Source organism: Streptomyces sp. NBC_01546, from assembly GCF_045208355.1.
Classification (GTDB): domain Bacteria; phylum Actinomycetota; class Actinomycetes; order Streptomycetales; family Streptomycetaceae; genus Streptomyces.
This window is the reverse complement of the sequence record NZ_CP109379.1, coordinates 4,616,305-4,641,069: the sequence shown is the minus strand read 5'-3', so window position 1 is coordinate 4,641,069 and position 24,765 is coordinate 4,616,305. Positions and strand designations below refer to the sequence as shown.

Sequence of the window (24,765 nt, the reverse complement as noted above, 5' to 3'; positions counted from 1 at the left end):
CCCCCACCTGCCGCCACGACCGCCTTCCCCGAGGAGCATCCGATGCCAGCCGCAGCCCGTACCGGCGACCCCACCAACCACGGTGGCCGGATCGCCACGCCGCCGCCCGGCGCCGCCGCGGCGGTGGCGACGGTGCTGATCGGCGGGCAGCCCGCCGCCGTCGTGGGCAGCCTGCACGTCTGCCCGGTCCCGCCGCACGCGGCGACGGGCCCGGCCAACGTGATCCTGCCCAATCCGGCCGGCCTCGCCGCGGGCGCGGTGCTCATCGGCGGACTGCCCGCCGCCCGGGCCCGTGACCAGACCGCGTGCGGCGCGATGGTCCTGACCGGCGCCATGAACGTCCTGATCGGGGGCGTGTGATGAGCGAGCGGTTCATCGGACGCGGCTGGGCGTTCCCCCTGCGCGTCGGGCCGACCGGCGGGATCGCCATGGTCGAGCGGGAGCGGGAGCTGGAGGAGGCCATCCGGCTGGTCCTGGGCACCGCGCCCGGCGAGCGGCCGATGCGGCCCGAGTTCGGCTGCGGCATCCACGAGTACGTCTTCGCCCCCGGCGACGGCGACACCGCCGGCCGGGTCGCCCAGCAGGTCCGCGAGGCCCTGGAGCGGTGGGAGCCCCGGATCGCGGTCGACGAGGTCGTCGTGGCCTTCGACTCCGTGGAGGCGGGCACCCTCTACATCGATGTGCACTACACGGTGCGCACCACCAACGACCGGCGCAACCTGGTCTTCCCCTTCTACACGATCCCCTCCGAGGAGGGGGCCGAGGAAATGGTCGCGGACTGATGGCCCTGCCCTCCCCCAACCTGGACGACCGACGGTTCCAGCAGCTCGTCGACGAGGCGAAGCGGTACGTGCAGCAGCGCGCCCCGGAGTGGACCGACCACAACGTCTCCGACCCGGGCGTCACCCTGATCGAGACGTTCGCCTATCTCGTGGACCAGCTGCTGTACCGGCTGAACCGGGTTCCGGACAAGAACTACCTGGCGTTCCTGGACCTGTTGGGCATCCAGCTGTACCCGCCCTCGGCCGCCGTCGCCGACGTCGACTTCTGGCTGTCGGCTCCGCAGCCCGAGACGGTGACGCTGCCCGCGGGCACCGAGGTGACGACCGCGGCCGGCGAGACCGATCCCCACACCGATACCGAGGCCGTGGTCTTCGCCACCACCGGCGATCTGCGGATCGTGCCGAGCGAGTTGACGCGCCTGGTCACCGCGCCCCGCACCGGTGACCTGACCGACCGGACCGGTGCGCTCGCCGAGGGCCGCGACATACCGTGCTTCCAGGCGACGCCCGAGCCCGGCGACGCGCTGCTGTTCGGCCTGCCGACCGCGGTGCCGCGCTGCGTGGTCGCGGTGCGCCTCGACAGCCGCGTCGAGGGTGTGGGTGTCGACCCGCGCCAGCCCCCGCTGGTGTGGGAGGCGTGGGACGGCGGCCGGTGGCAGCGCTGCGAGACCGGCGACGACAGCACCGGCGGTCTGAACCGGCCCGGTGAGGTCATCGTGTACGTACCGGCCGGGCACACCGCGTCGCTGATCAGCGGGACCCGCGCGGGCTGGCTGCGCTGCCGGGTCACCGAGCCGGAGCCCGGCCAGCCGTTCTACTCGGAGTCCCCGACCGTGCGCGAGGCCGCCGTCTTCACCGTCGGCGGCACGATGGCCGTGGAGCACGCCGAGCGGGTGACCGACGTACCGCTCGGCGCGTCGGAGGGGGTGGCGGGGCAGACGTTCCGGCTCGGCCGCCCGCCCGTGCTGCTCGACGGGGAGCCCCCGGTCGTGGAGGTGTCCTCCCCCGAGGGGTGGCAGCGCTGGGACGTGGTGGAGCACTTCGGCCGCTCGGCGCCCGACGACCGGCACGTGCGCGTGGACGCCACCACCGGCGAGTTCACGTTCCCTCCGGTCCTGCGCGAGGCCGACGGCACCCTGCGCCCCTGCGGCGCCGTACCGCCCAAGGGTTCCCAGGTCCGCGTGGCCCGCTACCGCACCGGGGGCGGCCCGGCGGGCAACGTCTCCCGCGGCGCCATCTCCGTACTGCGCAGCTCCGTCCCGTACGTCGCCCGGGTCACCAACCGGGAGGCGGCGCGCGGCGGTGTCGCCGGGGAGACGATCGACAACGCCAAGCTGCGGGCGCCGGAGACGCTGCGCATGCAGGAGCGCGCGGTGACCGCCGAGGACTACGAGATCATCGCCCGCCAGGCGGCGCCCTCGGTGCGCCGGGTCCGCTGTCTGCCCGCCACGGGCGGCGAGGCCGGCGCGGTACGGGTCCTGGTGGTGCCGGACGCGGTGGCCGACGAGGGCGACCGGCTCCGCTTCGAGCAGCTGATCCCCTCCGACCAGGTGCTCACCGCGATCACCACCACCCTCGACGAACGGCGCCTGATCGGCACGCGCCTCGTCGTGGAGCCGCCCGTCTACCAGGGCGTCACCGTGGTCGCCCGGCTGTCGGCGCCCGCCGGGGACGCGGACCGGGTGCGCGACGCGGCGCTCGCCGCGCTGTTCCGCCACCTCAACCCGTTGCGCGGCGGGCCCGACGGCGCCGGCTGGCCGTTCGGCCGGCCCGTGCAGTACGGCGAGGTGTTCGGCGTACTGCAACGCGCCATCGGAGACGTGCTGGTGGAGGAGATCCGGATGTTCGCCGCCGACCCGATCACGGGGCGGCGCGGTGCCCCGGTCGACCGGATCGACATCGGCGCGGGCGCGCTGGTCTTCTCCTACCAGCACCAGGTGGTCGTGACGGCCCCGGAGCCGGAGGTCCGCGGATGAGCCGGGCCGCCGTCCCCGGCCTGCCCAGCCGGCACCCGATCGGCGCGCAGCTGCCCGCGCTGTACGCCGACGACGACTTCGCCCAGCGGTTCACGGCGGGGCTGGACACGGTCCTGGCCCCGGTGTTCACGACCCTCGACAACCTGCCCTCCTACCTCGATCCCCGGCTGGCCCCGGCCGACTTCCTGTCCTGGCTGGCCTCCTGGGTGGGCGGTGTCGACGACCCCCGCTGGCCGGTCGAACTGCGGCGCGAGGCGGTGGCCCGCGCGGTGGAACTGCACCGATGGCGCGGCACCCGGCGCGGCCTGACCGAGGCCCTGCGCCTGGTGCTGGGCGTGTCCGCCGAGGTCAGCGGGGACGGCGGTGCCAGTTGGTCCCGTACGGGCGGCGGCGAGCTGCCCCCTCCCCCGGCCGACGAGGTGCTGGTACGGGTGTGGCCGCACCGCGAGGGAGGGGCGTACGAGGTGGACGCGGACCGGGTCCGCTCGCTCGTCCGCACCCTGTGCCCTGTCCACACGGTCTGTCGGGTGGAGGTCCTGTCCGGGCCGCCCGCGGGTGAAGGGAGGTGACGGCGTTGCGTGCGTGTCCCGTGTGCGGTGCGTCCAATGGTGTGACGGACGACTTCTGCGGCAACTGCGGTGCCTACCTGGGCTGGTCGGAAGACACCACCCCGACCACCCCCCGGGCCACGGCCCCGGAACGGGCGGAATCCCCGCCGCCCGCCGCCCGGAGCGCCGACGGCGCCACCGAGGCAACTCCAGCCCCGCCTGGGGGTCCCCCCGGACGGAGTCTGGGGGAGTTTGAGGCACCGGGCGCGGGGCGGAGCCCCGACACCCAGCCGCGCACGACCCCCGCCACTGTGCCGCCCGCCGCCGCCGTACCGCCCGCCGCCCCGGAGGCATCGGCCCCGCAGCCCGTCCAGCCCGCGAAGGCCGTCGCGCCGCGCCCGGTCGTGCGTCCCGCCGCGGTGAACGACGACGTGGCCGGGGTGCCGTGTCCCTCCTGCGGCACTCCCAACCCGCCGGACCGCCGCTTCTGCCGCCGCTGCGCGGCGCCGCTGACGCCCGGCACCGCACCGGCTCCCCTGCCGTGGTGGCGGACGGTCTGGCCGTTCCGCCGCCGCACACGGGCGGGCTCGGGCCGGATGGTGCGCTTCCTGGTGATCCTGGCCGTGGTGCTGGCCCTGTGCGCGGCCGGTTTCCTGATGCTGCCGGCCGGACGCCACCTGATCGAGGACACCCGGGACAAGCTCGGCAAGGCCAAGGCGGTGACCGCGGCCCGCGTCGAGGCGAGCGCCGAGCTGCCCGGGCACCCGGTGAGCCACGCCACGGACGGGCTCAGCAACCGCTACTGGGGCGCGCCCGGCCCCGGTGCCTCGGTGACCTACACCTTCACCAAGCCGTTCCGCCTGGTCGACGTGATCATCACCAACGGCGCCTCGTCCTCGCCGGAGGACTACGCGAAACAGGGACGGGCGCTCCAGATCGACATGGAAGTGACGTCGCGGGACGGCCGGCAGGTCCGCAAGAAGCTCACCCTGAGCGACAAGCCCGGTCCACAGACCTTCCCCACGGGCATCAGCGACGCCACGACGATCCGGCTGACCCTCGACGCCCCCGCCGGGTTGACGGCTCCGGACCGCCATCTCGCCCTGGCGGAGGTGGAGTTCTTCCAGCGGAGCTGACGGCCCGGCGAATCACGCGCGAGGAGCCGGCCGGCCCTGCCCTAACGGTGCAGGGCTTCGGCCATGGGTGAGGCGCCGTCGGTGACGAAGGTACGGATCGAGGCCAGGTAGGCGTCCCGGTCGACACGTCCGGCGCCGTCGGCGTCCAGCGCGTCGAACGCCGATCCGGCGTTGTCGGCCGGGTTGCCCAGCGCCTCGCGCAGCCGCGTGAACTCCGCGCGGTCCAGGGCCCCGTCCCCGTCGGTGTCGGCAAGGTCGAACAGCGACCCCAACGCCTGCCGGCAGACCTCGTCGAAGGCCTCGGCGCCCGCCCACGCCGCGTACTCCTCGAAGCTCACCTCTCCGTCGCCGTTCGCGTCCATCGACGCGAAGACCCGCTCATGGGCGGTACGGGCGACGGCGACGAGCGGGTCCTGCGCCCTCCGCCCCAGCGCCACGGCCGCACGCTCGGGGCGGGCGAGGTACTCGCGCCGGGAGATCACCCCGTCGCCGTCCACATCGAGCATGGCGAAGATATGACCCTTAGCGGTGATGGTGTCCACAAACATTCCTTTCGCGGGACTCTGAACCGACCCGCTGCCCACCCCCACCTCCCACCACACCCCCCACACGCCCCTGCGCCCCCCTCTCACCCCTTTCCGCCCCCACCTACGACCCGGCCCGTGCCCCTGTAACCCGGCACCCGGAGGACCGAGGTCGGCCTCTGGCAGCCTTGGCGCATGGAATCCGTGCTGCTGACTCCCTGGGGTGCCGGGGACTTCTGGTTGTTGGAGCGCAAGAACGAGGCCGTCATGACCCGGTACCTGGGCGGGCCGGAGCCCGCGGAGAAGCTGCACGACCGGCAGCGGCGGTACGAGGCCCTGAGTGCGCGGGAGCCCGCGGCCGGGCGGATGTTCCGGGTGGTGCTGGAGGGCTCCGGGGAGAGCGTCGGGAGCATCGGCTTCTGGGAGCGGGAGTGGCAGGGCGAGCCGGTCTACGAGGCCGGCTGGGGTGTCCTGCCCGAGTTCCAGGGGCGGGGGCTGGCCGTGGCCGCGCTGACGGAACTCCTGGCCTACGCGCGCATCCACGGCTCCCGCGACACCGTCCACGCCTTCCCGGGCACCGACCACGCGGCCTCGAACGCGGTCTGCCGCCGGGCGGGCTTCGAGTGCCTGGGTGAGGTCGACTTCGAGTACCCGCCCGGAGTCCCCCACCCCAGCTTCGACTGGTGCTACCGGCTCCGCCCCGTCACGCCGTCAGGATGATCCGGCCGCGCGTGCCCGGGGTCGTGAGGAGGGCGTGGGCCTTCTGGGCATCCGCCAGCGGGAAGGCGTCCGCGACCCGGAGGGTGAGGGCGCCCTCGTCGACGAGGGCGACCAGGCGGGCCAGGTGCCTTCCGTCCGCGGCGACCTCCTGCTCCTCGACCCGGATCCCGCGCTCCGCCGCCGGGGCGGCGCCGGGGATCAGCCCGACGTAGACCCCGCCGTCGCGGACGAAGCCCAGCGCGGGCTCCCCCAGCACGGCCGTGTCCAGGACGCCGTCCACCGGCCCGGCCGGCGCCGCGCCGCGCGGTACGAAGGCGGCCGCGCCCAGCGACCGTACGAGCTCCTCGTCCTCCGCCCCCGCCAGGGCCGTCACCACGAGGCCCGCCCGCGCCGCGAGCTGGACCGCGAGGCCGCCGACCACGCCCGCCGCGCCGGTGACGAGCAGCGTGGACCCGGGTGCGAGGCCCAGCTGGTCCACGGCGCGTGCCGCGGTGAGCCCGCCCAGCGGGAGCGCGGCCGCGGCCACGGCGTCCACGGTGGCCGGCGCGGCCGCCACGGCGGAGGCGTCGAGCACGGCGTACTCCGCATGCGTGCCCAGCGGCTTCACCGGCCCGTAGTGCAGCCCCACGACCCGGTCGCCGCGGCTCCAGCCCGTCACGTCCGCGCCGACCTCGGCGATCTCCCCCGCCACGTCCCAGCCGAGACCGAGCCGCTGCCCGGCGCCGCCGAAGACACCGGCGCGGACGGCGCCGTCCACCGGGTTCAGCCCGGCGGCCCGCACCCGGATCAGGACCTGCCCCGCCGCCGGGCGCGGCACCGGCACCTCGGCCGACTCGACCCGCTCCGGGCCGCCGAACTCGTTCACCACTACCGCCGACATCATCTGCTCGGTCATCGTCCACTCCCATTCGGTTCGTCCTCGATGAGCACTAACCTAGGGAGAGGTACTCTCTTTTCGTAAGTACGCACTTCGGGGTGCGTACCCGACCCGGAAGTGGGCACACATGGCCACCCGCACCGCCGCAGCCCTCCGCGAAGAGGCCCGCTCCGCCTACGACGCCTTCCTCAAGGAATGCCCCACCAGCCAGCTCCTGGCGCGGATCAGCGACAAGTGGGTCGGCCTCATCGTCAGCGCCCTCGGCCAGGCCGAGGACCGCTCCATGCGCTACAGCGACCTCGGGCGCAAGATCCCCGGCGTCAGCCAGAAGATGCTCACCCAGACCCTGCGCTCCCTCGAACGCGACGGACTGGTCACCCGCACCGTGACCCCCACCGTCCCCGTCCGCGTCGACTACCGGCTGACCGATCTCGGCAGCAGCCTCGGCTGCCTCCTCTCCTCCGTGAAACTCTGGGCCGAAAACCACTTCGACGAGGTCAACACCCATCGCGAGAGCTACGACCAGACCACCGCGACCCCGTAATTCGGCCGCATCCACCGCCCCGGCAGTGGCATGCTGACAGGGTGAACGGACCCGGCATTCAGCTCACCCTCGCCCCCGAACTGCGCCTGTTCGCCGCGCCCAGCCGGCGCGCCGAACGGGTACCGACCGCGACCGACGGCGCCTCCAGCCTCGGCCACGTCGTCGAATCGGCCGGCGTCCCGCTCACCGAAGTCGGCCGCCTCCTCGTCGACGGCCGCGAGGTGCCCGTCTCCTACGTGCCCCAAGACGGCCAGTCCGTCGAGGTGTTCGGGGTCGACCGCCCCCAGCAGGTCCCCGGCGCACCGCTCCGCTTCCTCCTCGACGTACACCTCGGCACCCTCGCCCGCCGCCTGCGCCTGCTCGGCGTCGACGCCGCCTACGAGAACGAGGACATCGGCGACCCGGCCCTCGCCACCCGCTCCGCCGCCGAACAGCGCGTACTGCTCTCCCGCGACCGCGGACTGCTGCGCCGCCGCGAGCTCTTCGCCGGCGCGTACGTCTACAGCGACAACCCCGACGACCAACTGCGCGACATCCTCGGCCGGTTCGCACCCGCGCTCGCCCCGTGGACCCGCTGCACCGCCTGCAACGGCCCGCTCCACGAGGCCGACAAGGACAGCGTCGGCGACCGCCTCGAACACGGCACGCACCGCTCCTACGACGTCTTCGCCCAGTGCACCGACTGCGAGCGCGTCTACTGGCGCGGCGCCCACCACGCCCGCCTGGAGCGGATCGTCGACGAGGCGGTCCTGGAATTCGGCACGGCCGACTCCGGCACCGTCTGACTCCACGCCTCGGCGGCCCGCGGGTGGCAGACTGCCGAGGCATGACCTCCGCAGTGGACACAGAGGACACGATCGACGTCGTCGTGGTCGGCGCCGGGCCCACCGGGCTGCTCCTCGCCGGTGACCTCGCCGCCGCCGGACTCTCCGTCACTCTCGTCGAAAGACGCCCCCGCACCGCCGCCAACCTCACCCGCGCCTTCGCCGTGCACGCCCGCACGCTCGAACTGCTCGACGCGCGCGGCCTCGCCGACGCACTCCTCTCCACCGGCCGGCGGATCGACCGCGTACGCCCCTTCGGAGGCATGGCTCTCTCCCTTCAACGGCTGAGCACCCGCTACCCGTTCGTACTCATCACCCCTCAATATGAGACAGAGAAACTGCTGGAGCGTCGCGCGCTGTCCACAGGCGTGGACATCCGATATGACTGCGAGCTCATCGGACTGAGCCAGGACCGGGACACCGTCACCCTCGACCTGCGCACCTCAAACGGCACCAGCACCGGCACCCGCACCACGCTCCACGCCCGCCACGCCATCGGCGCCGACGGCGTCCGCTCCACCGTCCGCACCGCCCTCGGCCTGCCCTTCCCGGGCCAGGCCGTCGTCCGCTCCATGATCCTCGCCGACGTCCGCCTGACCCGGCCCCCCGAGGACCTCCTCGCCGTCAACGGCAACGCCGACGCCTTCGGCTTCCTCGTCCCCTTCGGCGACGGCTGGTACCGCGCCATCGGCTGGCACCGCGACGGCCGCGCCCAGGACACCGACCCCGTCGGCCTCGACGAGCTGCGCGCCATCCTCCACACCGCCCTCGGCACCGACCACGGCATGCACGACCCCCGCTGGATCTCCCGCTTCCACAGCGACGAACGCCAGGTCCCCCACTACCGCTCCGGCCGCGTCTTCCTCGCCGGCGACGCCGCGCACGTCCACTCCCCCGCCGGCGGCCTCGGCATGAACACCGGCCTCCAGGACGCCGCCAACCTCTCCTGGAAACTCGCCGCCGTCCTCCACGGCCGCACCCCCGACCCCGAGGCCCTCCTCGACAGCTACCACCGCGAGCGCCACCCCGTCGGCCGCCTCGTCCTGCGCATCAGCGGCGCCCTGGTCCGCGCCGTCATGGCCACCGGCCCCGTCCGCCGCACCGCCCGGGGCCTCGGCGCCGCCGTCCTCCCCCGCATCGGCCCCGCCCGCGACCGCGCCCTCGGCCTGGTCTCCGGCATCGGGATCTCCTACCCGCCACCGCCCGGCACCCGCCGCCCCGCCGGCCGGCGCGCCCCCGACCTCGCCCTCGAGCCCGGCCCGCACGGGCAGCGGCTCTACGAGGCCCTGCGCTCCGGCGGCTTCGTCCTGGTCACCCCGCCCGGCCGGGCCACCCCGCCCGGAGCCCCGCTCACCCACGTCCACTGGCGCACGGGCCGGCGTACCACCCGAAACGCCCGTGCCGGTGCCGCCCGTACCGCCCGTACCGCCTGCGTCCTCGTACGCCCCGACGGTCACGTCGCCTGGAGCGCACCCCGGGCCACCGACGCCGAACTCACGGCAGCGGTGGCGGCCTGGCTCCTGCCCGCCGCCACCCCCGGCCGTACGGCCGGTCCCGCTCAGAAGGCGTAGGCGTCTCCGGTGTCCAGCGCCAGCACCACGTGCTCGTTGTTCGCGTGGTTCCGGTCCGTCGCACCGCCGTTCCACCAGGTGTCGACCCGCACCACCACCTCCGGCGTCCGGTCCCGCAGATCCAGCACCAGCCCGATGTGCCGCCCCCGCCCGTGCAAGGGCAGCGGCCCGGTCTCGCACACCACCTCGCGCGGCCCGACCCGCGCACAGCCCTGCGACAGCTCCTGCCGGTCCGCGAGATCGGCCGAGAGCCGCACCCGCAGCGTCGCGTTGGGCACCGCCGACGGCCCCTCGTTCTCCGGGACCAGCCAGATCCGCAACTGGCCATGGGCCAGGGACACCCGCCCGTGGTACGCCACGTCGGCCTCCGGCCCCGCCCACCCGGGGGCCGCCGCCGCGGGCACCGCCCCACCGACCGCCAGCAGCCCGGCCAGCACCACACTCCGTACGGCAACACGGCGCATCGCCACCACCTCCACGCGCGGACGCTAGCCACCACCCGGCCCATCCGGTCGGACCATCACACGAATGAGGGCAGGCCGTCCCGCCATTCGCCCGCACCGCCCCGGCGCCTGCGTAGGCTTCCGGCCATGCTCATCGCCCGCTCGGCCGCCCTCTTCGCCCTCGCCGCCCTCCTGGAGATCGGCGGCGCCTGGCTCGTCTGGCAGGGCGTCCGCGAGCACAAGGGCTGGGCCTGGATCGGCGCCGGTGTCATCGCCCTCGGCCTCTACGGCTTCGTCGCCACCCTCCAGCCCCAAGGCGACTTCGCCCGCGTCCTCGCCGCCTACGGCGGGGTCTTCGTCGCCGGATCCCTCGTCTGGGGCGTGGTCGCCGACGGCTACCGCCCCGACCGCTGGGACGTCGCCGGAGCCCTCGTATGCCTCGCCGGCATGGCCGTGATCATGTACGTTCCGCGGGGCCGCTGAGCCCCACCTATGCTGGCGGGTATTCGCCCGTACGAACGAACGAGGAGCCCCGCACATGAGCACGGCCACCAAAACCGCCGTCGTCACCGGAGCGAGCAGCGGCATCGGCGCCGCCACCGCCCGGCAGCTCGCCGCGGCCGGTTACCACGTCGTCCTCACCGCCCGCCGCAAGGACCGCATCGAGGCGCTCGCCGCCGAGCTCACCGCGGCCGGCCACGAGGCCACCGCCCACGCCCTCGACGTCACCGACCGCCCCGCGGTCGACGCCTTCGCGGCCTCCCTCGGCCGCTGCGACGTACTGGTGAACAACGCGGGCGGCGCCATCGGGGCCGAGCCCGTCGCCACCGGCGACCCCGCCGACTGGCGCACGATGTACGAGGTCAACGTCATCGGCACCCTCAACGTCACCCAGGCCCTGCTCCCGGCGCTCACCGGCTCCGGCGACGGCACGGTGGTCGTCCTGTCCTCCACCGCCGGCCACTCCACCTACGAGGGCGGCGCCGGCTACGTCGCCGCCAAGAACGGCGCCCGCGTCCTCGCCGAGACCCTCCGCCTGGAGATCGTCGGCCAGCCCGTGCGCGTCATCGAGATCGCCCCCGGCATGGTCAAGACCGAGGAGTTCGCGACCACCCGCTTCCGCGGCGACGCCGACAAGGCGGCCAAGGTGTACGCGGGCGTCGCGGAGCCCCTGTCCGCCGACGACGTGGCCGACACCATCACCTGGGCAGTGACCCGCCCCAGCCACGTCAACATCGACCTCCTGGTGGTCCGCCCCCGCGCCCAGGCCTCGAACACGAAGGTCCACCGCGAGCTCTAGTACTGCGGCACGAGGCCGCCGGCTCCAGCCCGGCGGCCCCTCACCCCCTTCGCGGACGGACCGACGGATCAGGCGTCCACGAGATCCTTCGAGCCGAGCTCGCCGAGCTTGCCCGGCTCGGCGAGCTTGCCGCGCGCGAATTCGAGATTGCGGGCCACGCGCTCGTGCTCGCCGGCCGGCAGCTTGCCGCCCGCGAGGAGGCGCTCCGCGCAGCGCGCCGACTCCTCGTACTCGCCGACCCAGTAGGCGGCCACCGCGAGTTCGTCGAGTGCGCGCCAGTCGTACCAGTCGAACTCCACGAACAGGATGTCCTGCGGATACGGGATCGCCACCGCCTGCCGCGCGAACATGTACGCGAGCGGCCAGCGCCGGCCGTTCACCCGGCACAGACGGGCGAGGTCGCCCAAGGCCTCCGCCCGCGAGGGACGGCATTCGTGCGCGCGCAGGAACCGGTCCATCACCTCGGCCTGCGGCCGGCCGAGGTTCACCGCGAGCCGTGCGGCGTACAGCTGCGCGCAGAAGACCTCCTCCGCGAAGCCGCCCATCGCCGCCCGCCGGTCATAGGCCTCGAGCGACTTCTCCGGCTCGCCCGCGTCCCGCCAGCTCTGGGCGAGGTAGAAGACGTAACGGGTGTTGTCGGGCTCCTTGACCAGCCCCTGCTGGAGGAGCTCGGCATCGCGCAGGTACTTCTTCCGCTGGCCGTCCTCCCGCAGGCGCGCCCCGCCCCCCACCGAGAGGATGTTGGCGCCGGTGAGCGTCCCCAGGCTGTACGGCTTTCCGCACTCGATGTACTCGTGCAGGATTCCGACGTACCGCCAGGGCAGCCGCGTGGAGACCAGCGCCGGACGCCAGTGGATGATGGGCCCGTCATGCAGGGCGACCCGGTAGGCGTCGTGGGTCAGCGACTGCATGCGGAAGCCCGGCTCCACCTCCATCAGGTCGTCGGCGTCGATGAACAGCAGGTAGTCCGCGTCGCCGCGCGCCATCGCGAGGTCGATCGCCTCACTGCGGCTCGCGTCGAACCCGTTGAAAGGGCTTTCGTGCAAGGCGCCGGGCAGGTCCCCGAGAACCTCGCGGATGACGTCCTGCGTGCCGTCCGTCGAGCCCGTGTCCAGGATGACCCAGCTGTCGATCAGAGGACGTACGGATTCGAGGCAGCGCCGGATGACCGGGGCCTCGTCCTTGACGATCATGTTCAGGCAGACGGTTGATTTCACAGCCCATCCATCTCTGTGATGTCCCTACCGGAAGGAGATGTCAGACCTACGGTTACGGTGTGCGCTGCGGTTTGCGCTGCAGCAGCGCGACGGTCAGACCGCTGACCCGTTCCGTCCCGTAGGTCGTGTACTTCGCACTCAAGGCCCGGGCCTGGTGCACGGGCACCGCATCCAAGGCATCCGGACCCGTACCCGGAACCACCACCCAGATCCGGCCCTCGCCCTTCAGGCACTTGGCCGGCTGCGCGCAATGGGCCGGATACAGCTCGTTTTTCTCGACCGCCGACTCCGCGAGGAAGACCTCCGGCAGCTTCAGGTCACGCCGGAGGTAGTAGCGGACCCCCTGGTCGAGCATCCACGGCGCACCCCTGACATAGACCACCGCGTCCCCGGGCCGGTAGTACTTCTCGATGGTCCGTGCGGCTCCCGCGTAATCCGCGCCGTGCGGGACATCGTGCTGGAAGGTGCCCCGCATCGTGCGCTGGTCGGGAAGCACCAGCACCGCGAGCACGGCCAGCCCCACGGCCACCGGCCGCCAGGACGGCCGGGTCACTGCGGCCAGTCCGGCCCCCGCCAGCACCGCCCACGCCGGCACGGTGAACATGACGTACTGGAAGCGGAAGTACGAGACATCCCCGTGGGACGCCGCCCACAGCACCAGTGGCGGCAGCAGGGCCACCGCGAGGCACAGCACGAGGCCGTCGCGGCCCTCCTTCCACGCCAGTGCGGCCAGCGTGATCACCACTCCGGCGCACAGGGCCGAGGCGAACACCTGCGGCCAGATGCCGACGAGACCCCCCACCCCCGGCGCCGGAAGCCAGAACAGCTGGCGGGACGCCTGCGATCTGCCCACCAGGACCAACGGCACCACACAGGCCGCACCGGCCGGAACCGCCAGGCAGAAGCCCCACAGGCCGCTGCGCTCACGGCGGACGAAGCGGAGGACCACCAGGGCCAGGTGCCCCAGCAGAACGGTGAGCGCGACCAGGTGCAGCAGCCCCACCGCCGCGAGGCACAGGGCGTACCCCGCCCAGCGCCACGGGCTCCCGGGCCTGTCCAGCGCCCGGAGCAGCAAGTACGTCGCCAACGTCGCGGCCAGGACCACCAGGGCGTAACTGCGGGCCTCCTGACCGAACCGGCTCACGACGGGGATCAGGGCGAAGAGCATCCCGCCGCACAGTCCGGCACGCCGGCCGAAGAGCCGGCCCCCGATCAGCGCCACGAAGGCCGCCGCGCCGCTCATGGCGAGTGCCGAGGGCATGCGCAGGGCCGTGTGCGAATCGCCGAATACGGCCATCCACTCGTGCATCAGGAGGTAGTACGCGGCGTGCACCGCGTCGACGTTGTGCACCAGGGCCAGGATCCGACCCGTACTGCGTTCGCCCACGCTCCAGGTGACCAGCTCGTCGGTGCCCAATTGCGGGCTGTTGATCCCGGACACCGCGAGTGCCAGAGTGCCCAGCATCGGCCACAGCCACAGGCCGGACGGTGCTCCGAAGAAGCGTCGCCTCCTTTCCCCGGGCCGAGCCTCTGCGTTCTGAGCAGGACGGGTGAGAGTCGTCACGGAACAGTCATATCTCCACTACGGCGCCACTCGGGGCTGGCCACGGACGGTGGCTTCAGCATTCGCCTGATCGGCTCCGCACATGACTCCGATGTGATGATCCCACCTCGTAACTCACCATATTTCGCACCGAACGGGAATGAATCCGGACGAGGCTCACAGCGCTTCAGGGTCAATCCATCCGGTTCCACGAGGAGCAAACACACATGAGTCCTGACAAGAGGACACCGTCGCGTATGGGTCCGCTTCCCGGGCGAGGCAAGTGGATCGCCGGCGGGGCGGTGGCATCGCTGGCGATGGTGATGCTCGGCTTCGCCAACCCCGCACTGGCGATCGCCGAGAGACCGCTTTCGGCCGGCGTGGTGGCGGGCGGCGACGAGTGCCGTGACGGCAAGAGTCATGACGAAGACGGTCCCGACGGCTACGACGAGGATGACGAGGGCGTCCGTAGCGACAAGGACAGGGACAAGTGCAAGGGGAAGGTCGGCCCGACGGGCCCCACCGGAGCCACGGGCGCGACGGGGGCGACCGGCGCGACGGGCGCCACCGGTGACCCCGGAACCCCGGGTGAGACGGGAGCCACAGGCGCGACCGGCGCGACGGGCGCCACGGGTGCGACCGGCGCCACCGGTCCGTGCGTCGACCTCTCCACCTCGTGGGACGAGGCGGAGGTCAAGTACAAGGCGGTACTGACCCCCGACGGCACCGCGTTTGCGGGTGTGTTCGACTTCAACGCGCCCAACCCCGACGTGCCGGCCTACACCTGGTACAACCTCAGCACGCCGTCCACGACCTACCCGGCCAGCCCCTGCGGCATCACGATCGCGGAGACCGCCGGCCGGGTCATCGTCGAGGTGGTCACCACAGCCGGACAGATCTACGAGACCAGCTGCACTGTGATCAACGGTGAGCCGAACCTGCTCGACTGCCCGACCCCCCGGGTCTGGACCCCGGCCAGCCCGCAGCCTCCGGGAACGACCCTCCTCAGCCACGGTGCCCCGCGGAAGCCGGGCGCCCTCGCACCGCCGAAGATCGACAAGGGCCTCTCGAAGAGCATGCGCCACTGACCCCGTCAGGCCCCCGCTGAACCACGCGTGCCGTGCCCGAACCCTCCCGGGCACGGCACACGTGCGTGCGGAGGCCGCCCGAACCGGCCCGTACGGGTGAAGTCGCGCGGATAGCCGGCGGCCGCGGCTACGCTCCGAAAGCGTGGGTCACGAAAAGGAGGAAGCTATGGCCGTGATACAGCACGAGACCACGATCGCGGAGGCCGCCGATCGACTCTCCAGGGAGCTTCCCGGGCACCGAGTGGAGATTCTCCAGGGGAGGCTCACCGTGACACCACCTGCCGACGGGCGGCATGCCCGCACTCTGACACGGCTCACCGTGGCCTTCCACGAGGCCGGAGCCGAAAAGGCAGGCCTGGAATTCCTCCAGGGCATCGGCATCTGGCTGCCCACCGGCGAGGACGACTACGCCGTCCCGGACTTCTCGCTCGTCGAGGCAGACTTTCTGGACCACAAGGTGGTCAAGAACTGCTACCGACCGGACGTCTTCCGCATGATCCTGGAGGTCACCTCCTCCAATTGGGCAGACGACATCGGCACCAAGGTGGAGAGCTATGCCAAGGCCGACGTACCCGTCTACATCGTCGCCGACCGTCACCACGACGAAGTCGTGATCTACACGGATCCACGCGCAACGTCCTATCGCCTGCGCAGGACCTTCAAGCGCGGCACATCGTTCAAGCTTCCCGACCACCTCGGTGTGTCCCTCGAACTGCCCGTGGACATGCTGCTCGACTGACGACTTGCGCGGAGGGGCCCAGACCGTCACACGGCCCGGGCCCCTCCGCTCCCCCGACAAATGCGCCCGGGCCGCTCAGCCCTTCACGCAGATGACCTGCTTGAGCTTGGCCACGACCTGCACGAGGTCGGTCTGCTGGTCGATGACCTGCTCGATCGACTTGTACGCCCCCGGGATCTCGTCCACGACGCCGGAGTCCTTGCGGCACTCCACGCCCTTGGTCTGCTCCGCCAGGTCCCGCGCCGAGAACTTCTTCTTCGCCGCCGTCCGGCTCATCTTCCGGCCCGCGCCGTGCGAGGCCGAGTTGAAGGACTTCTCGTTGCCGAGGCCCTTCACGATGTACGAGCCCGTACCCATGGAGCCCGGGATGATCCCGTAGTCACCGCTGCCGGCGCGGATCGCGCCCTTGCGGGTGACCAGCAGGTCCATGCCGTCGTACCGCTCCTCCGCCACGTAGTTGTGGTGGCAGCTGATCTCGTGTTCGAAGGAGACCTTCGCCTTCCGGAACTCCTTGCGGATGACCTCCTTGAACAGGCTCATCATGGCCGCGCGGTTGTACTTGGCGTACTCCTGCGCCCAGAAGAGGTCGTTGCGGTACGCCTCCATCTCCGGGGTCGCGGACAGGAACACCGCCAGGTCCCGGTCGACCAGGTTCTGGTTGTGGTCCAGGCTGCGGGCCACTCCGATGTGGTGGGCGGCGAGCTCGTTGCCGATGTTGCGGGACCCGGAGTGCAGCATCAGCCAGACCGAACCTGTCTCATCGAGACAGAATTCGATGAAGTGATTGCCGCTTCCGAGCGTTCCGATCTGCTTCGTGGCGCGTTCCTGACGGAATTTGACCGCGTCGGTGAGGTAGTCGAAGCGCTTCCAGAGGTCGTCGTACCCGTCCACCGAGAAGCCGTACAGACGCGACGGGTCCACGGCCTCCTTGTGCAGCCCCGTGCCCACCGGAATCGCCTGCTCGATCTTCGACCGCAGCTTCGACAGGTCCCCCGGCAGGTCGTTCGCCGTCAGGGAGGTCTTCACCGCCGACATGCCGCAGCCGATGTCCACGCCCACCGCCGCCGGGCAGACCGCGTCCTTCATGGCGATCACCGAGCCGACCGTGGCGCCCTTGCCGTAGTGGACGTCCGGCATGACGGCCAGGCCCTTGATCCACGGAAGGGTGGCGACGTTGCGCAGCTGCTGCATCGCGCCGTCCTCGACCGACGCCGGGTCGGTCCACATCCGGATCGGGACCTTCGCCCCGGGCACCTCTACATACGACATACGGTCTCAATCCCCCGAAAACCACAGAAAAGTCTGAATACGCAAAAGCCTCGCTCTTGATCCCAAATGCGACAAGGAACCGGCGCCGGCACCAGCGTGTGCGATAGACATTGTGTCCATCCGCGCCCGAGTCGCGGCAACGCATTTTCCTGACCGTCGGGGGCACCGCCGGTCGAAGGGAGCCATTGGACGTGCAGCGCAAGGCGGTACGGCGAGCCCTCCCGGGCATCGCGATGCTCACCGTGCTCGTGGCCGGCGCGGCCGGTCTGACCGGGTGCACCGGCGGAAGCAGGACCGGCGGCACCAGCGACTCGAAGGCCGGCGGCAACCAGGCCGCGCCCGCACAACCCGGGAAGTACCGCATCCTGCCCGCCCCCTGCAAGGCCGGCGCCGACAGCAAGCGCCTCAAGGTCATGCTCCCGGTCGCGGAATCGCTCACCCCCGAGCAGCGCGACCAGCTCTACGCGGGCACCGCGGACGCCTCGTACGACGGCGACCGCCGCGTCGGCTGCCGCTGGACCGCGCAGACGCCCGAGGAGACCCGGCTGCTGTCGGTCGGCTTCGAGCGCGTGGTCTCGTACGACCGGGCCGTCGCCAGCGACGACGACAAGGCGCGCCAGGTCTACGTGCGCCAGCTCACCGCCGCCAAGCTGCCCTTCCCCGGCCCGACCGCGAGCCCGACCCCGCCGGCCCAGACGGCCCCGACGCCCACGGCCCCGGCCGCGCCCGCGACCACGCCCGGTGCGCCGCCCGCCTCCGGATCGCCCTCGCCCTCCGGCAGCCCGTCCGCCCCGGTCGAGCTCGGCTCCCGCGTCATCGACGGCCTCGGGAACGAGGCCTTCATCGAGGACAAGCTGAGCCCCGCCGGAGCCACCGCGGCGCAGTCGCGGACCGTGCGGATTGTGTTCCGTACCTCGAATGTCATCGTGACGCTGGAGTACAGCGTGCAGCCCGCACTGCCCGGCACGGTCCCCTCCAGCGCCGAAACCCAGGACAGGGCAAGGCAGTTGGCGCAGGCTCTGGTCGAGCGTCTCAACGAGTGAGCGGGGCCCGCCGCGGCCCTGGGTGACGGCGCGCACAGCAAGCCCGCACCCGATCGGGCTACCGTTGCCCGGGTCCCACCGCCGGCCCCGTGTCCGAAGAAGACCCACAAACGTACTGAAGGAATCATGCACCGATCAGCCTCGCGCCTCACCCGCGTTCTCGCCTGCGCAGCCGTCCCGGTGATCCTCACCGTCGCCGGGTGCTCGTCCGACTCGGGCAAGGACTCGGGCTCGAACGGCGGCAAGAAGACCGGCTCCTCCGCTTCCGGCAAGCCCAGCGCGAAGCCCTCCGCGACGCTGGAGAAGGCGGCGTACGGCACGCTTCCGGACCCCTGCAAGGCCGTCCAGACCCCGACGATCGACACGCTCGTCCCGGAGGCCAAGGACAAGAACGGTACGGCGAGCAAGTCGAACGACCTGGCGAGCCGTGCCAGCTGCTCCTGGAACGGTCTGGACGAGGACGGTCTGAAGGGCTCGCAGTACCGCTGGCTCGCGATCTACTTCTCCCGCCACGACTCGCAGGCCTCCCTCGGCAGCGCCAACAAGCGCGCCGAGGAGCAGTACACCAAGCAGATAGAGGCGGCGAAGGCGACCGAGGGCGCGCAGAACCTGAAGGCGGAGGAGGCGGGCGGGATCGGCGACCAGGCCACGTCGGTCGTGTACAGCGTGAAGAAGGACGTCGACTCCTTCAACACGACGATCGTGGCCCGCACCCAGAACGTGGTCGTCACGCTCGACTACAACGGTGCCGCGTACGAGGGTGCCGGCGCACCGGACCAGGCGAAGCTGCTCCAGGACGCCATCGCGGCGGCGAAGGAGGCCGTGGCCTCGGTCGACGCCGCCAACAAGCAGGCGGAGCAGCCGCAGTCCCCGCAGCCCCAGCAGTAGAGCGGGCCCGCCTGAGGCGTTGACGTCGGGTCACCCGTACGCTGTGCCTGCCGCAGCCGGGTAAAGGCTCGGTAAGTGTGCTCGACAAGGGGAGGGGATCGCGGGTGGCGGCGATGCAGCTGACTCGTACGCACCGGATACTCATCGGCGTCGTGGTCGCCGGAGCCGTCGTCATCGCGGGCATCGGCTTCGCGGGCTCGTACTCCGCAGTGCGGGCACTCGCCCTGCAGAAAGGCTTCGGCAGCTTCTCGCTGGTGTTCCCGATCGGCATCGACGCGGGCATCTGCGTCCTGCTCGCGCTGGACCTGCTGCTGACCTGGATCCGGATCCCCTTCCCGCTGCTGCGCCAGACGGCGTGGCTGCTGACGATCGCGACGATCGCGTTCAACGGCGCCGCGGCCTGGCCGGACCCGCTGGGTGTCGGCATGCACGCCGTGATCCCGATCCTGTTCGTGGTGACGGTCGAGGCCGCCCGGCACGCGGTGGGCCGGATCGCGGACATCACCGCGGACCGGCACATGGAGGGCGTGCGCCTCACCCGGTGGCTGCTGTCCCCGGTGCCGACCTTCAAGCTGTGGCGCCGGATGAAGCTGTGGGAGCTGCGCTCCTACGAGCAGGCGGTCGGCATGGAGCAGGACCGGCTGATCTACCAGGCGCGGCTGCAGGCGCGGTACGGGCGTTCCTGGCGGCGCAAGGCTCCGGTGGAGGCCCTGATGCCGCTGAAGCTGGCCCGGATCGGCGTGCCCCTGTCCCAGACGGCCCCGGAGGGGCTGGCGGCGGCGGGCATCGACCCGGCGCTGCTGCCCCCGGCGGCTCCCGCCCCGGCTCCGGCCCCCGCCCTGGAGGCGGCGGCCGCCCCGGCCGGCGGCCTCCAGCAGCAGCTCGCGGCGCAGACCGCGGCGCAGGCCCCGGTCCCGGCCGTGGCCGCCGCCCACGCCCCGCCGCCGTTCGCGGTGGACCCGACGGCCATGCCCGCGGCCCACAACAGCGCCTGGTTCGCCGCGCCGCTGGCCCCGCAGGCGGCGTACGAGGGCGGCTACAACCCCCAGTACGTCGAGGGCCTGGAGCCGACCCCGGTCATGCGCCCGACGGGCCCGGAGGAGCCCCAGCCCCAGCCCCAACAGGAGCAGGAGCAGCTGCCGATACCGGCCCCTCGCCAAGAGGACGCTCCGGAAGCCGTGGAGACCCCGGACGAGGCCGAGTTCGCGGAGGTCGCGTACAAGGTGTTCCGTGCGCTGGTGGACGAGCAGAACGACTTCCCGACGGCCGAGGCGCTCGACATACACCTCTCGGACGGCTACGGCGTGACCCACCCGCGCAGCGGTTCGCTGCTGCGCCGCATGATCCCGGCGTTCAAGCAGCGCTACCAGAAGGACCTGGAGAACGAGCACATCGCCTGAGCCTCGGGCGGCAGGCATGCGGAAGGGCCCGCACCCCGAGGGGTGCGGGCCCTTCTCCGTACGTCGGACGGCTCGGACGGCTCAGACCGCGAGCAGCTTGCGCACCCGGTCGGCGCCCACGGCCAGCAGCAGCGTGGGCAGTCGCGGCCCGGTCTCCCGGGTCACGAGGAGCCGGTACAGCAGCGCGAAGAACGTCCGCTGCGCGACCTTGAGCTCCGGCGTCGGCTTGGCGTCGGGCTCGAGCCCGGCCATCACCTTCGGCACGCCGTAGACCAGCGTGGTGAGCCCGTCCAGGGACCAGTGCGAGTCCAGCCCCTCGAGCAGCAGCCGCAGCGACGCGCGCCCCTCGTCGTCCAGGGACGACAGCAGCTCCGCGTCGGGCTCCTCGCGTACGAGGGTCCGCTGGTCGGCGGGGACCTGGGTGGTGATCCAGTTCTCCGCGCGGTCCAGGCGCGGCCGTACCTCGTCGAGCGAGGTGAGCGGCTTCTCCGGCTCCAGGTCGCTCAGGATGCGCAGGGTCTGCTCGTCGTGGCCGGCGGTGACGTCGACGACCGAGGCGAGCGTCCGGTACGGCATCGGGCGCGGGGTGCGGGGCAGCTCGTGCGAGGCGACCCGTACGGCACGCGCGTGCGCGGCCGCGTCGGCGGGCAGCACGGAGCCGTCCGCCACCTTCGACTCCAGCTTGTCCCACTCGTCGTAGAGCCGCTGGATCTCCTGGTCGAAGGCGATCTTGAAGGACTGGTTCGGGCGGCGGCGCGCGTACAGCCAGCGCAGCAGCTGCGGCTCCATGATCTTCAGCGCGTCGGCCGGGGTCGGGACCCCGCCCTTGCTGGAGGACATCTTCGCCATGCCGCTGATGCCCACGAACGCGTACATCGGACCGATCGGCTGCTCGCCGCCGAAGATGTGCACGATCTGGCCGCCGACCTGGAAGGACGAGCCGGGCGAGGAGTGGTCGACGCCGGAGGGCTCGAAGACGACGCCCTCGAAGGCCCAGCGCATCGGCCAGTCGACCTTCCAGACCAGCTTGCCGCGGTTGAACTCGCTGAGCTTGACCGTCTCGGTGAACTCGTCCTCGGTGCAGACGTAGGTCAGCTCGGTCGTCTCGTCGTCGTACGAGGTGACCTTGGTGAAGTCCTTGCCGCACTCGGCGCAGTACGGCTTGTACGGGAAGTACCCGCCCTCGCCGGCGCTGCCGTCGTCCTCGGCGGCCGCGCCGGAGCCCTCGGCGGCCTCCAGCTCGGCCTCGTCGACCTGCTTCTGCTGGGGCTTCTTGCCGCCCGGCTTCTGCTTGGTGCGGTACTGGTCGAGCACGGCGTCGATGTCACCGCGGTGCTTCATCGCGTGCAGTACCTGCTCGCGGTAGGCGCCGGAGGTGTACTGCTCGGTCTGGCTGATCGGGTCGTACTCGACGCCCAGCTCGGCCAGCGCCTCGACCATGGCGGCCTTGAAGTGCTCGGCCCAGCTGCCGTACTCCGACCCGGCCGGGGCGGGGACGGCCGTCAGCGGGCGGCCGATGTACTGACCGTAGGTCTCCTCGTCCACGCCGGGGATGCCCTTGGGCACCTTGCGGTAGCGGTCGTAGTCGTCCCACGAGATCAGGTGCCGGACCTCGATGCCCCGGCGGCGGATCTCGTCCGCGACCAGGTGCGGGGTCATGACCTCTCGGAGGTTGCCCAGGTGGATCGGGCCGGAGGGGGAGAGTCCGGACGCGACGACGACAGGTTTGCCGGGTGCTCGGCGCTCCGCCTCGGCGATGACCTCGTCCGCGAAACGGGAGACCCAGTCGGTCTCGGTGCTGCTCTGAGCCACGACACGTCCTTCTATCTCGAATGCTGGCTTCAGCCATTCTCCCAGACGGAACGGGCCACTCCGAGGTTGCTCATCGCCCGGGATTCTCCCGAGAAACCAAGGGCCCCTCCGTGGGATACTCGGCACTTGTCGGAACAACCAAGTGCACCTCAACAGGAACGGCAGCTCATGGCCTCGGTCCCTTCCCTCGCTTCCTCCGTCAACCAGCGCGTCGCGGACGCCCTTGCCTCCGCCCTGCCGGAGGCCGGTGCCACCGACCCGCTGCTGCGACGAAGCGACCGGGCGGACTTCCAGGCCAACGGCATCCTGGCGCTCGCGAAGAAGGCGAAGGCCAACCCGCGCGAGCTGGCGACGACCGTGGTCGAGGGCATCCCGACCGGTGACCTGATCCAGGAGATCGAGGTCTCGGGCCCGGGCTTCCTCAACATCACCATCACCGACAAGGCGATCATCGAGACCCTCTCCGCGCGGGCGCTCGACGACCGCCTCGGCGTGCCGCTCGCGGCGAACCCGGGCACCACGGTGATCGACTACGCCCAGCCGAACGTCGCCAAGGAGATGCACGTCGGCCACCTCCGCTCCGCCGTGATCGGCGCCGCGATGGTGGAGATCCTGGAGTTCACGGGCGAGAAGGTGGTCCGTCGCCACCACATCGGCGACTGGGGCACCCAGTTCGGCATGCTCATCCAGTACCTGCTGGAGCACCCGCACGAGCTGGACCACAAGTCCGACGAGGAGGTCTCCGGCGAGGAGGCCATGTCCAACCTCAACCGCCTCTACAAGGCCTCGCGCGCCCTCTTCGACTCCGACGAGGAGTTCAAGACCCGGGCCCGGGCCCGGGTGGTGGACCTCCAGGCCGGCGAGCCCGAGACCCTGGCGCTGTGGCAGCGGTTCGTGGACGAGTCGAAGATCTACTTCTACTCCGTCTTCAACAAGCTGGACATGGACATCCGGGACTCCGACGTGGTCGGCGAGTCGGGCTACAACGACATGCTCGTCGAGACGTGCAAGCTGCTGGAGGAGTCGGGTGTCGCCGTCCGCTCCAACGGCGCGCTGTGCGTGTTCTTCGACGACGTCAAGGGCCCGGACGGCAACCCGACCCCGCTGATCGTGCAGAAGTCGGACGGCGGCTTCGGCTACGCCGCGACCGACCTCTCCGCCATCCGCAACCGGGTCGCCGAGCTGGGCGCCACCACCCTGATCTACGTGGTCGACGCGCGGCAGTCCCTGCACTTCAAGATGGTCTTCGAGACCGCCCGCCGGGCGGGCTGGCTGAGCGACGAGGTCAAGGCCGTGCAGCTGGCCTTCGGCACGGTGCTGGGCAAGGACGGCAAGCCGTTCAAGACCCGTGAGGGCGAGACGGTCCGGCTGGTGGACCTGCTGGACGAGGCCGTGGAGCGGGCGACCACCGTGGTCCGCTCGAAGGACGAGGAACGCGGCCTGCTCACCGAGCAGGAGATCGTCGAGAACGGCCTCCAGGTCGGCATCGGCGCGGTCAAGTACGCGGACCTCTCCACCTCCGCCGCGCGCGACTACAAGTTCGACCTGGACCAGATGGTGTCGCTGACCGGTGACACGTCCGTGTACCTCCAGTACGCGTACGCCCGGATCCGGTCCATCCTGCGCAACGCGGGCGACCGTTCCCCGGTGGCCCACCCGGAGCTGGCGCTGGCTCCGGCCGAGCGGGCGCTGGGCCTGCACCTGGACGGGTTCGGCGCGCTGATCGAGGAGGCGGCCGCGGACCACGCCCCGCACAAGGTGGCCGCGTACCTCTACCAGCTGGCCTCGCTGTTCACGACGTTCTACACCGAGTGCCCGGTAGTCAAGCCGCAGCCGGAGCTCGTCGTCGGCGAGAACCGCCTGTTCCTGTGCGACCTGACCGCCCGCACCCTCAACAAGGGCATGTCGCTCCTCGGAATCCGGACCCCCGAGAAGCTCTGACGTACGCAACGTGGCCCCGCCTCCCTTCCCGGGAGGCGGGGCCACCGCCGTTTCAGGGGCGTGCGTTGGTCATGTACCAGTAGTAGGCCTGGGCGGCCCCGACGACCGTCCCGGCGACGATGGACAGGAACCGCCGCGTCTGCCTGTTCTGCAGTGCGACCGTCCCGCCGGGACCGGCGACCACGTCCCAGTGGAACTCCTCGCCGTTGCCCTCGGCGATGCGGATCCCCTCGCCCGAAGAGGCCAGGCTCCAGCCGTTCTGGGCCGCGTCCATGTTCACGAGCGATATGGAGCCGTCGTTGTTCCCGGTCACCCGCCACAGGGCGTCGTCGCGCCGGTCACCGCTCCAGAGCCGGCTGGCCTGGCACACCACGCTGCCGAACCAGTCGTTGTCGCCGAGCCACTGGTCGGGCGTGTCCTGGGGCGCCACGACGTACGTGCGCCCCGGCACCGGCGGTGCCATCACACCGACGGAGGCGGACGCGGACGCCGGAGCGGGGGCGGGGGCGGCCGAAGCCGTGCCCGCCGCGATCGAGGTCAGCGCGGCGGCGCACGCCACCGCTGCGATGCGTCGGTTCAT

At 71.8% G+C, this 24,765-nt stretch carries 25 protein-coding genes; 17 read left to right on the top strand and 8 right to left on the bottom strand.

Annotated elements, in window-relative coordinates; genetic code table 11:
- Positions 1-42: 42 nt before the first annotated feature.
- From OHA89_RS21285 to OHA89_RS21265, 5 genes are read left to right on the top strand one after another with little or no spacing between them, the layout of a single operon-like run.
- On the top strand, positions 43-360 hold the full coding sequence (locus OHA89_RS21285) for a PAAR domain-containing protein (protein ID WP_257555752.1): 318 nt from the start codon (positions 43-45) through the stop codon (positions 358-360).
- Positions 360-782 (top strand): GPW/gp25 family protein, encoded by a 423-nt coding sequence (locus OHA89_RS21280; RefSeq protein WP_030722541.1) that lies wholly within the window; start codon positions 360-362, stop codon positions 780-782. Before OHA89_RS21285 ends, OHA89_RS21280 begins: the two co-directional genes overlap by 1 nt.
- Positions 782-2,758, top strand: a complete 1,977-nt coding sequence (locus OHA89_RS21275; RefSeq protein ID WP_266609352.1) for a putative baseplate assembly protein — start codon at positions 782-784, stop codon at positions 2,756-2,758. The genes OHA89_RS21280 and OHA89_RS21275 overlap by 1 nt, the downstream gene beginning before the upstream one ends.
- Positions 2,755-3,327 carry a phage tail protein gene (locus OHA89_RS21270; RefSeq protein ID WP_266609351.1) on the top strand — a complete coding sequence of 191 codons (573 nt, stop codon included), beginning with the start codon at positions 2,755-2,757 and terminating at the stop codon, positions 3,325-3,327. The genes OHA89_RS21275 and OHA89_RS21270 overlap by 4 nt, the downstream gene beginning before the upstream one ends.
- Positions 3,328-3,368: 41 nt before the next feature.
- Complete coding sequence (locus tag OHA89_RS21265; RefSeq protein WP_406366838.1) at positions 3,369-4,442, top strand: zinc ribbon domain-containing protein; 1,074 nt, start codon at positions 3,369-3,371, stop codon at positions 4,440-4,442.
- A 41-nt stretch (positions 4,443-4,483) separates the two neighbouring features.
- On the opposite strand, the gene OHA89_RS21260 is transcribed toward OHA89_RS21265, so the two are convergent.
- Positions 4,484-4,984 (bottom strand): EF-hand domain-containing protein, encoded by a 501-nt coding sequence (locus OHA89_RS21260; RefSeq protein ID WP_266609349.1) that lies wholly within the window; start codon positions 4,982-4,984, stop codon positions 4,484-4,486.
- A gap of 177 nt (positions 4,985-5,161) precedes the next feature.
- On the opposite strand from OHA89_RS21260, the gene OHA89_RS21255 reads away from it, so the two are divergent.
- Positions 5,162-5,686, top strand: a complete 525-nt coding sequence (locus OHA89_RS21255; RefSeq protein WP_266609348.1) for a GNAT family N-acetyltransferase — start codon at positions 5,162-5,164, stop codon at positions 5,684-5,686.
- Here the strand turns inward: OHA89_RS21255 and OHA89_RS21250 are convergent.
- Complete coding sequence (locus OHA89_RS21250; protein WP_406368540.1) at positions 5,670-6,566, bottom strand: NADP-dependent oxidoreductase; 897 nt, start codon at positions 6,564-6,566, stop codon at positions 5,670-5,672. The genes OHA89_RS21255 and OHA89_RS21250 overlap by 17 nt on opposite strands.
- A gap of 124 nt (positions 6,567-6,690) precedes the next feature.
- Here OHA89_RS21250 and OHA89_RS21245 point away from each other — a divergent pair, with 124 nt between their 5' ends.
- The 3 genes from OHA89_RS21245 to OHA89_RS21235 are packed head-to-tail and all read left to right on the top strand — an operon-like array spanning position 6,691 to position 9,502.
- Complete coding sequence (locus tag OHA89_RS21245) at positions 6,691-7,107, top strand: helix-turn-helix domain-containing protein (RefSeq protein ID WP_266609347.1); 417 nt, start codon at positions 6,691-6,693, stop codon at positions 7,105-7,107.
- A 41-nt stretch (positions 7,108-7,148) separates the two neighbouring features.
- Positions 7,149-7,892 carry a Mut7-C ubiquitin/RNAse domain-containing protein gene (locus OHA89_RS21240; RefSeq protein WP_257555737.1) on the top strand — a complete coding sequence of 248 codons (744 nt, stop codon included), beginning with the start codon at positions 7,149-7,151 and terminating at the stop codon, positions 7,890-7,892.
- 41 nt (positions 7,893-7,933) lie between these two features.
- On the top strand, positions 7,934-9,502 hold the full coding sequence (locus OHA89_RS21235) for an FAD-dependent oxidoreductase (protein ID WP_406366837.1): 1,569 nt from the start codon (positions 7,934-7,936) through the stop codon (positions 9,500-9,502).
- Here OHA89_RS21235 and OHA89_RS21230 read toward each other — a convergent pair.
- On the bottom strand, positions 9,490-9,966 hold the full coding sequence (locus OHA89_RS21230) for a hypothetical protein (RefSeq protein WP_257555733.1): 477 nt from the start codon (positions 9,964-9,966) through the stop codon (positions 9,490-9,492). The two genes, OHA89_RS21235 and OHA89_RS21230, sit on opposite strands and share 13 nt — an antisense overlap.
- Before the next feature lie 126 nt (positions 9,967-10,092).
- Between OHA89_RS21230 and OHA89_RS21225 the strand changes: the two genes are divergently transcribed.
- Complete coding sequence (locus OHA89_RS21225; protein WP_266609344.1) at positions 10,093-10,428, top strand: YnfA family protein; 336 nt, start codon at positions 10,093-10,095, stop codon at positions 10,426-10,428.
- 55 nt (positions 10,429-10,483) lie between these two features.
- On the top strand, positions 10,484-11,245 hold the full coding sequence (locus tag OHA89_RS21220; protein ID WP_215148433.1) for an SDR family oxidoreductase: 762 nt from the start codon (positions 10,484-10,486) through the stop codon (positions 11,243-11,245).
- 68 nt (positions 11,246-11,313) lie between these two features.
- Here the strand turns inward: OHA89_RS21220 and OHA89_RS21215 are convergent, their stop codons facing one another.
- Both OHA89_RS21215 and OHA89_RS21210 read right to left on the bottom strand, forming a co-directional pair.
- Complete coding sequence (locus tag OHA89_RS21215) at positions 11,314-12,462, bottom strand: glycosyltransferase (protein ID WP_266609343.1); 1,149 nt, start codon at positions 12,460-12,462, stop codon at positions 11,314-11,316.
- A 52-nt stretch (positions 12,463-12,514) separates the two neighbouring features.
- Positions 12,515-13,927, bottom strand: coding sequence for a glycosyltransferase family 39 protein (locus OHA89_RS21210; RefSeq protein WP_266609342.1), 1,413 nt, complete (start codon positions 13,925-13,927; stop codon positions 12,515-12,517).
- A gap of 335 nt (positions 13,928-14,262) precedes the next feature.
- Here OHA89_RS21210 and OHA89_RS21205 point away from each other — a divergent pair, with 335 nt between their 5' ends.
- Together OHA89_RS21205 and OHA89_RS21200 are read left to right on the top strand one after the other, a co-directional pair.
- Positions 14,263-15,093: a hypothetical protein gene (locus OHA89_RS21205; protein WP_406366835.1), complete on the top strand. Its 831-nt coding sequence runs from the start codon at positions 14,263-14,265 to the stop codon at positions 15,091-15,093.
- A gap of 166 nt (positions 15,094-15,259) precedes the next feature.
- Entirely contained in the window at positions 15,260-15,832 is a 573-nt protein-coding gene (locus OHA89_RS21200) for a Uma2 family endonuclease (RefSeq protein ID WP_215148424.1), read from the top strand.
- A gap of 75 nt (positions 15,833-15,907) precedes the next feature.
- On the opposite strand, the gene OHA89_RS21195 is transcribed toward OHA89_RS21200, so the two are convergent.
- Positions 15,908-17,101, bottom strand: a complete 1,194-nt coding sequence (locus OHA89_RS21195; protein ID WP_266609340.1) for an RtcB family protein — start codon at positions 17,099-17,101, stop codon at positions 15,908-15,910.
- 191 nt (positions 17,102-17,292) lie between these two features.
- On the opposite strand from OHA89_RS21195, the gene OHA89_RS21190 reads away from it, so the two are divergent.
- From OHA89_RS21190 to OHA89_RS21180, 3 genes are all read left to right on the top strand, one after another.
- Positions 17,293-18,144 (top strand): DUF3558 domain-containing protein, encoded by an 852-nt coding sequence (locus OHA89_RS21190; RefSeq protein WP_266609339.1) that lies wholly within the window; start codon positions 17,293-17,295, stop codon positions 18,142-18,144.
- Between the two features lie 126 nt (positions 18,145-18,270).
- On the top strand, positions 18,271-19,032 hold the full coding sequence (locus OHA89_RS21185; protein WP_266609338.1) for a DUF3558 family protein: 762 nt from the start codon (positions 18,271-18,273) through the stop codon (positions 19,030-19,032).
- A 113-nt stretch (positions 19,033-19,145) separates the two neighbouring features.
- Positions 19,146-20,432 (top strand): DUF2637 domain-containing protein, encoded by a 1,287-nt coding sequence (locus OHA89_RS21180; protein ID WP_406366834.1) that lies wholly within the window; start codon positions 19,146-19,148, stop codon positions 20,430-20,432.
- A gap of 81 nt (positions 20,433-20,513) precedes the next feature.
- Here OHA89_RS21180 and lysS read toward each other — a convergent pair whose 3' ends face one another.
- Positions 20,514-22,244: a lysine--tRNA ligase gene (gene lysS, locus OHA89_RS21175; RefSeq protein ID WP_215150199.1), complete on the bottom strand. Its 1,731-nt coding sequence runs from the start codon at positions 22,242-22,244 to the stop codon at positions 20,514-20,516.
- Between the two features lie 168 nt (positions 22,245-22,412).
- Between lysS and argS the strand changes: the two genes are divergently transcribed.
- Positions 22,413-24,185 carry an arginine--tRNA ligase gene (gene argS, locus OHA89_RS21170; RefSeq protein ID WP_266609337.1) on the top strand — a complete coding sequence of 591 codons (1,773 nt, stop codon included), beginning with the start codon at positions 22,413-22,415 and terminating at the stop codon, positions 24,183-24,185.
- A 52-nt stretch (positions 24,186-24,237) separates the two neighbouring features.
- Here the strand turns inward: argS and OHA89_RS21165 are convergent, their stop codons facing one another.
- The gene (locus OHA89_RS21165; RefSeq protein ID WP_257555720.1) at positions 24,238-24,765 is read right to left on the bottom strand and encodes a hypothetical protein; all 528 of its coding nucleotides are present in this window, start codon (positions 24,763-24,765) and stop codon (positions 24,238-24,240) included.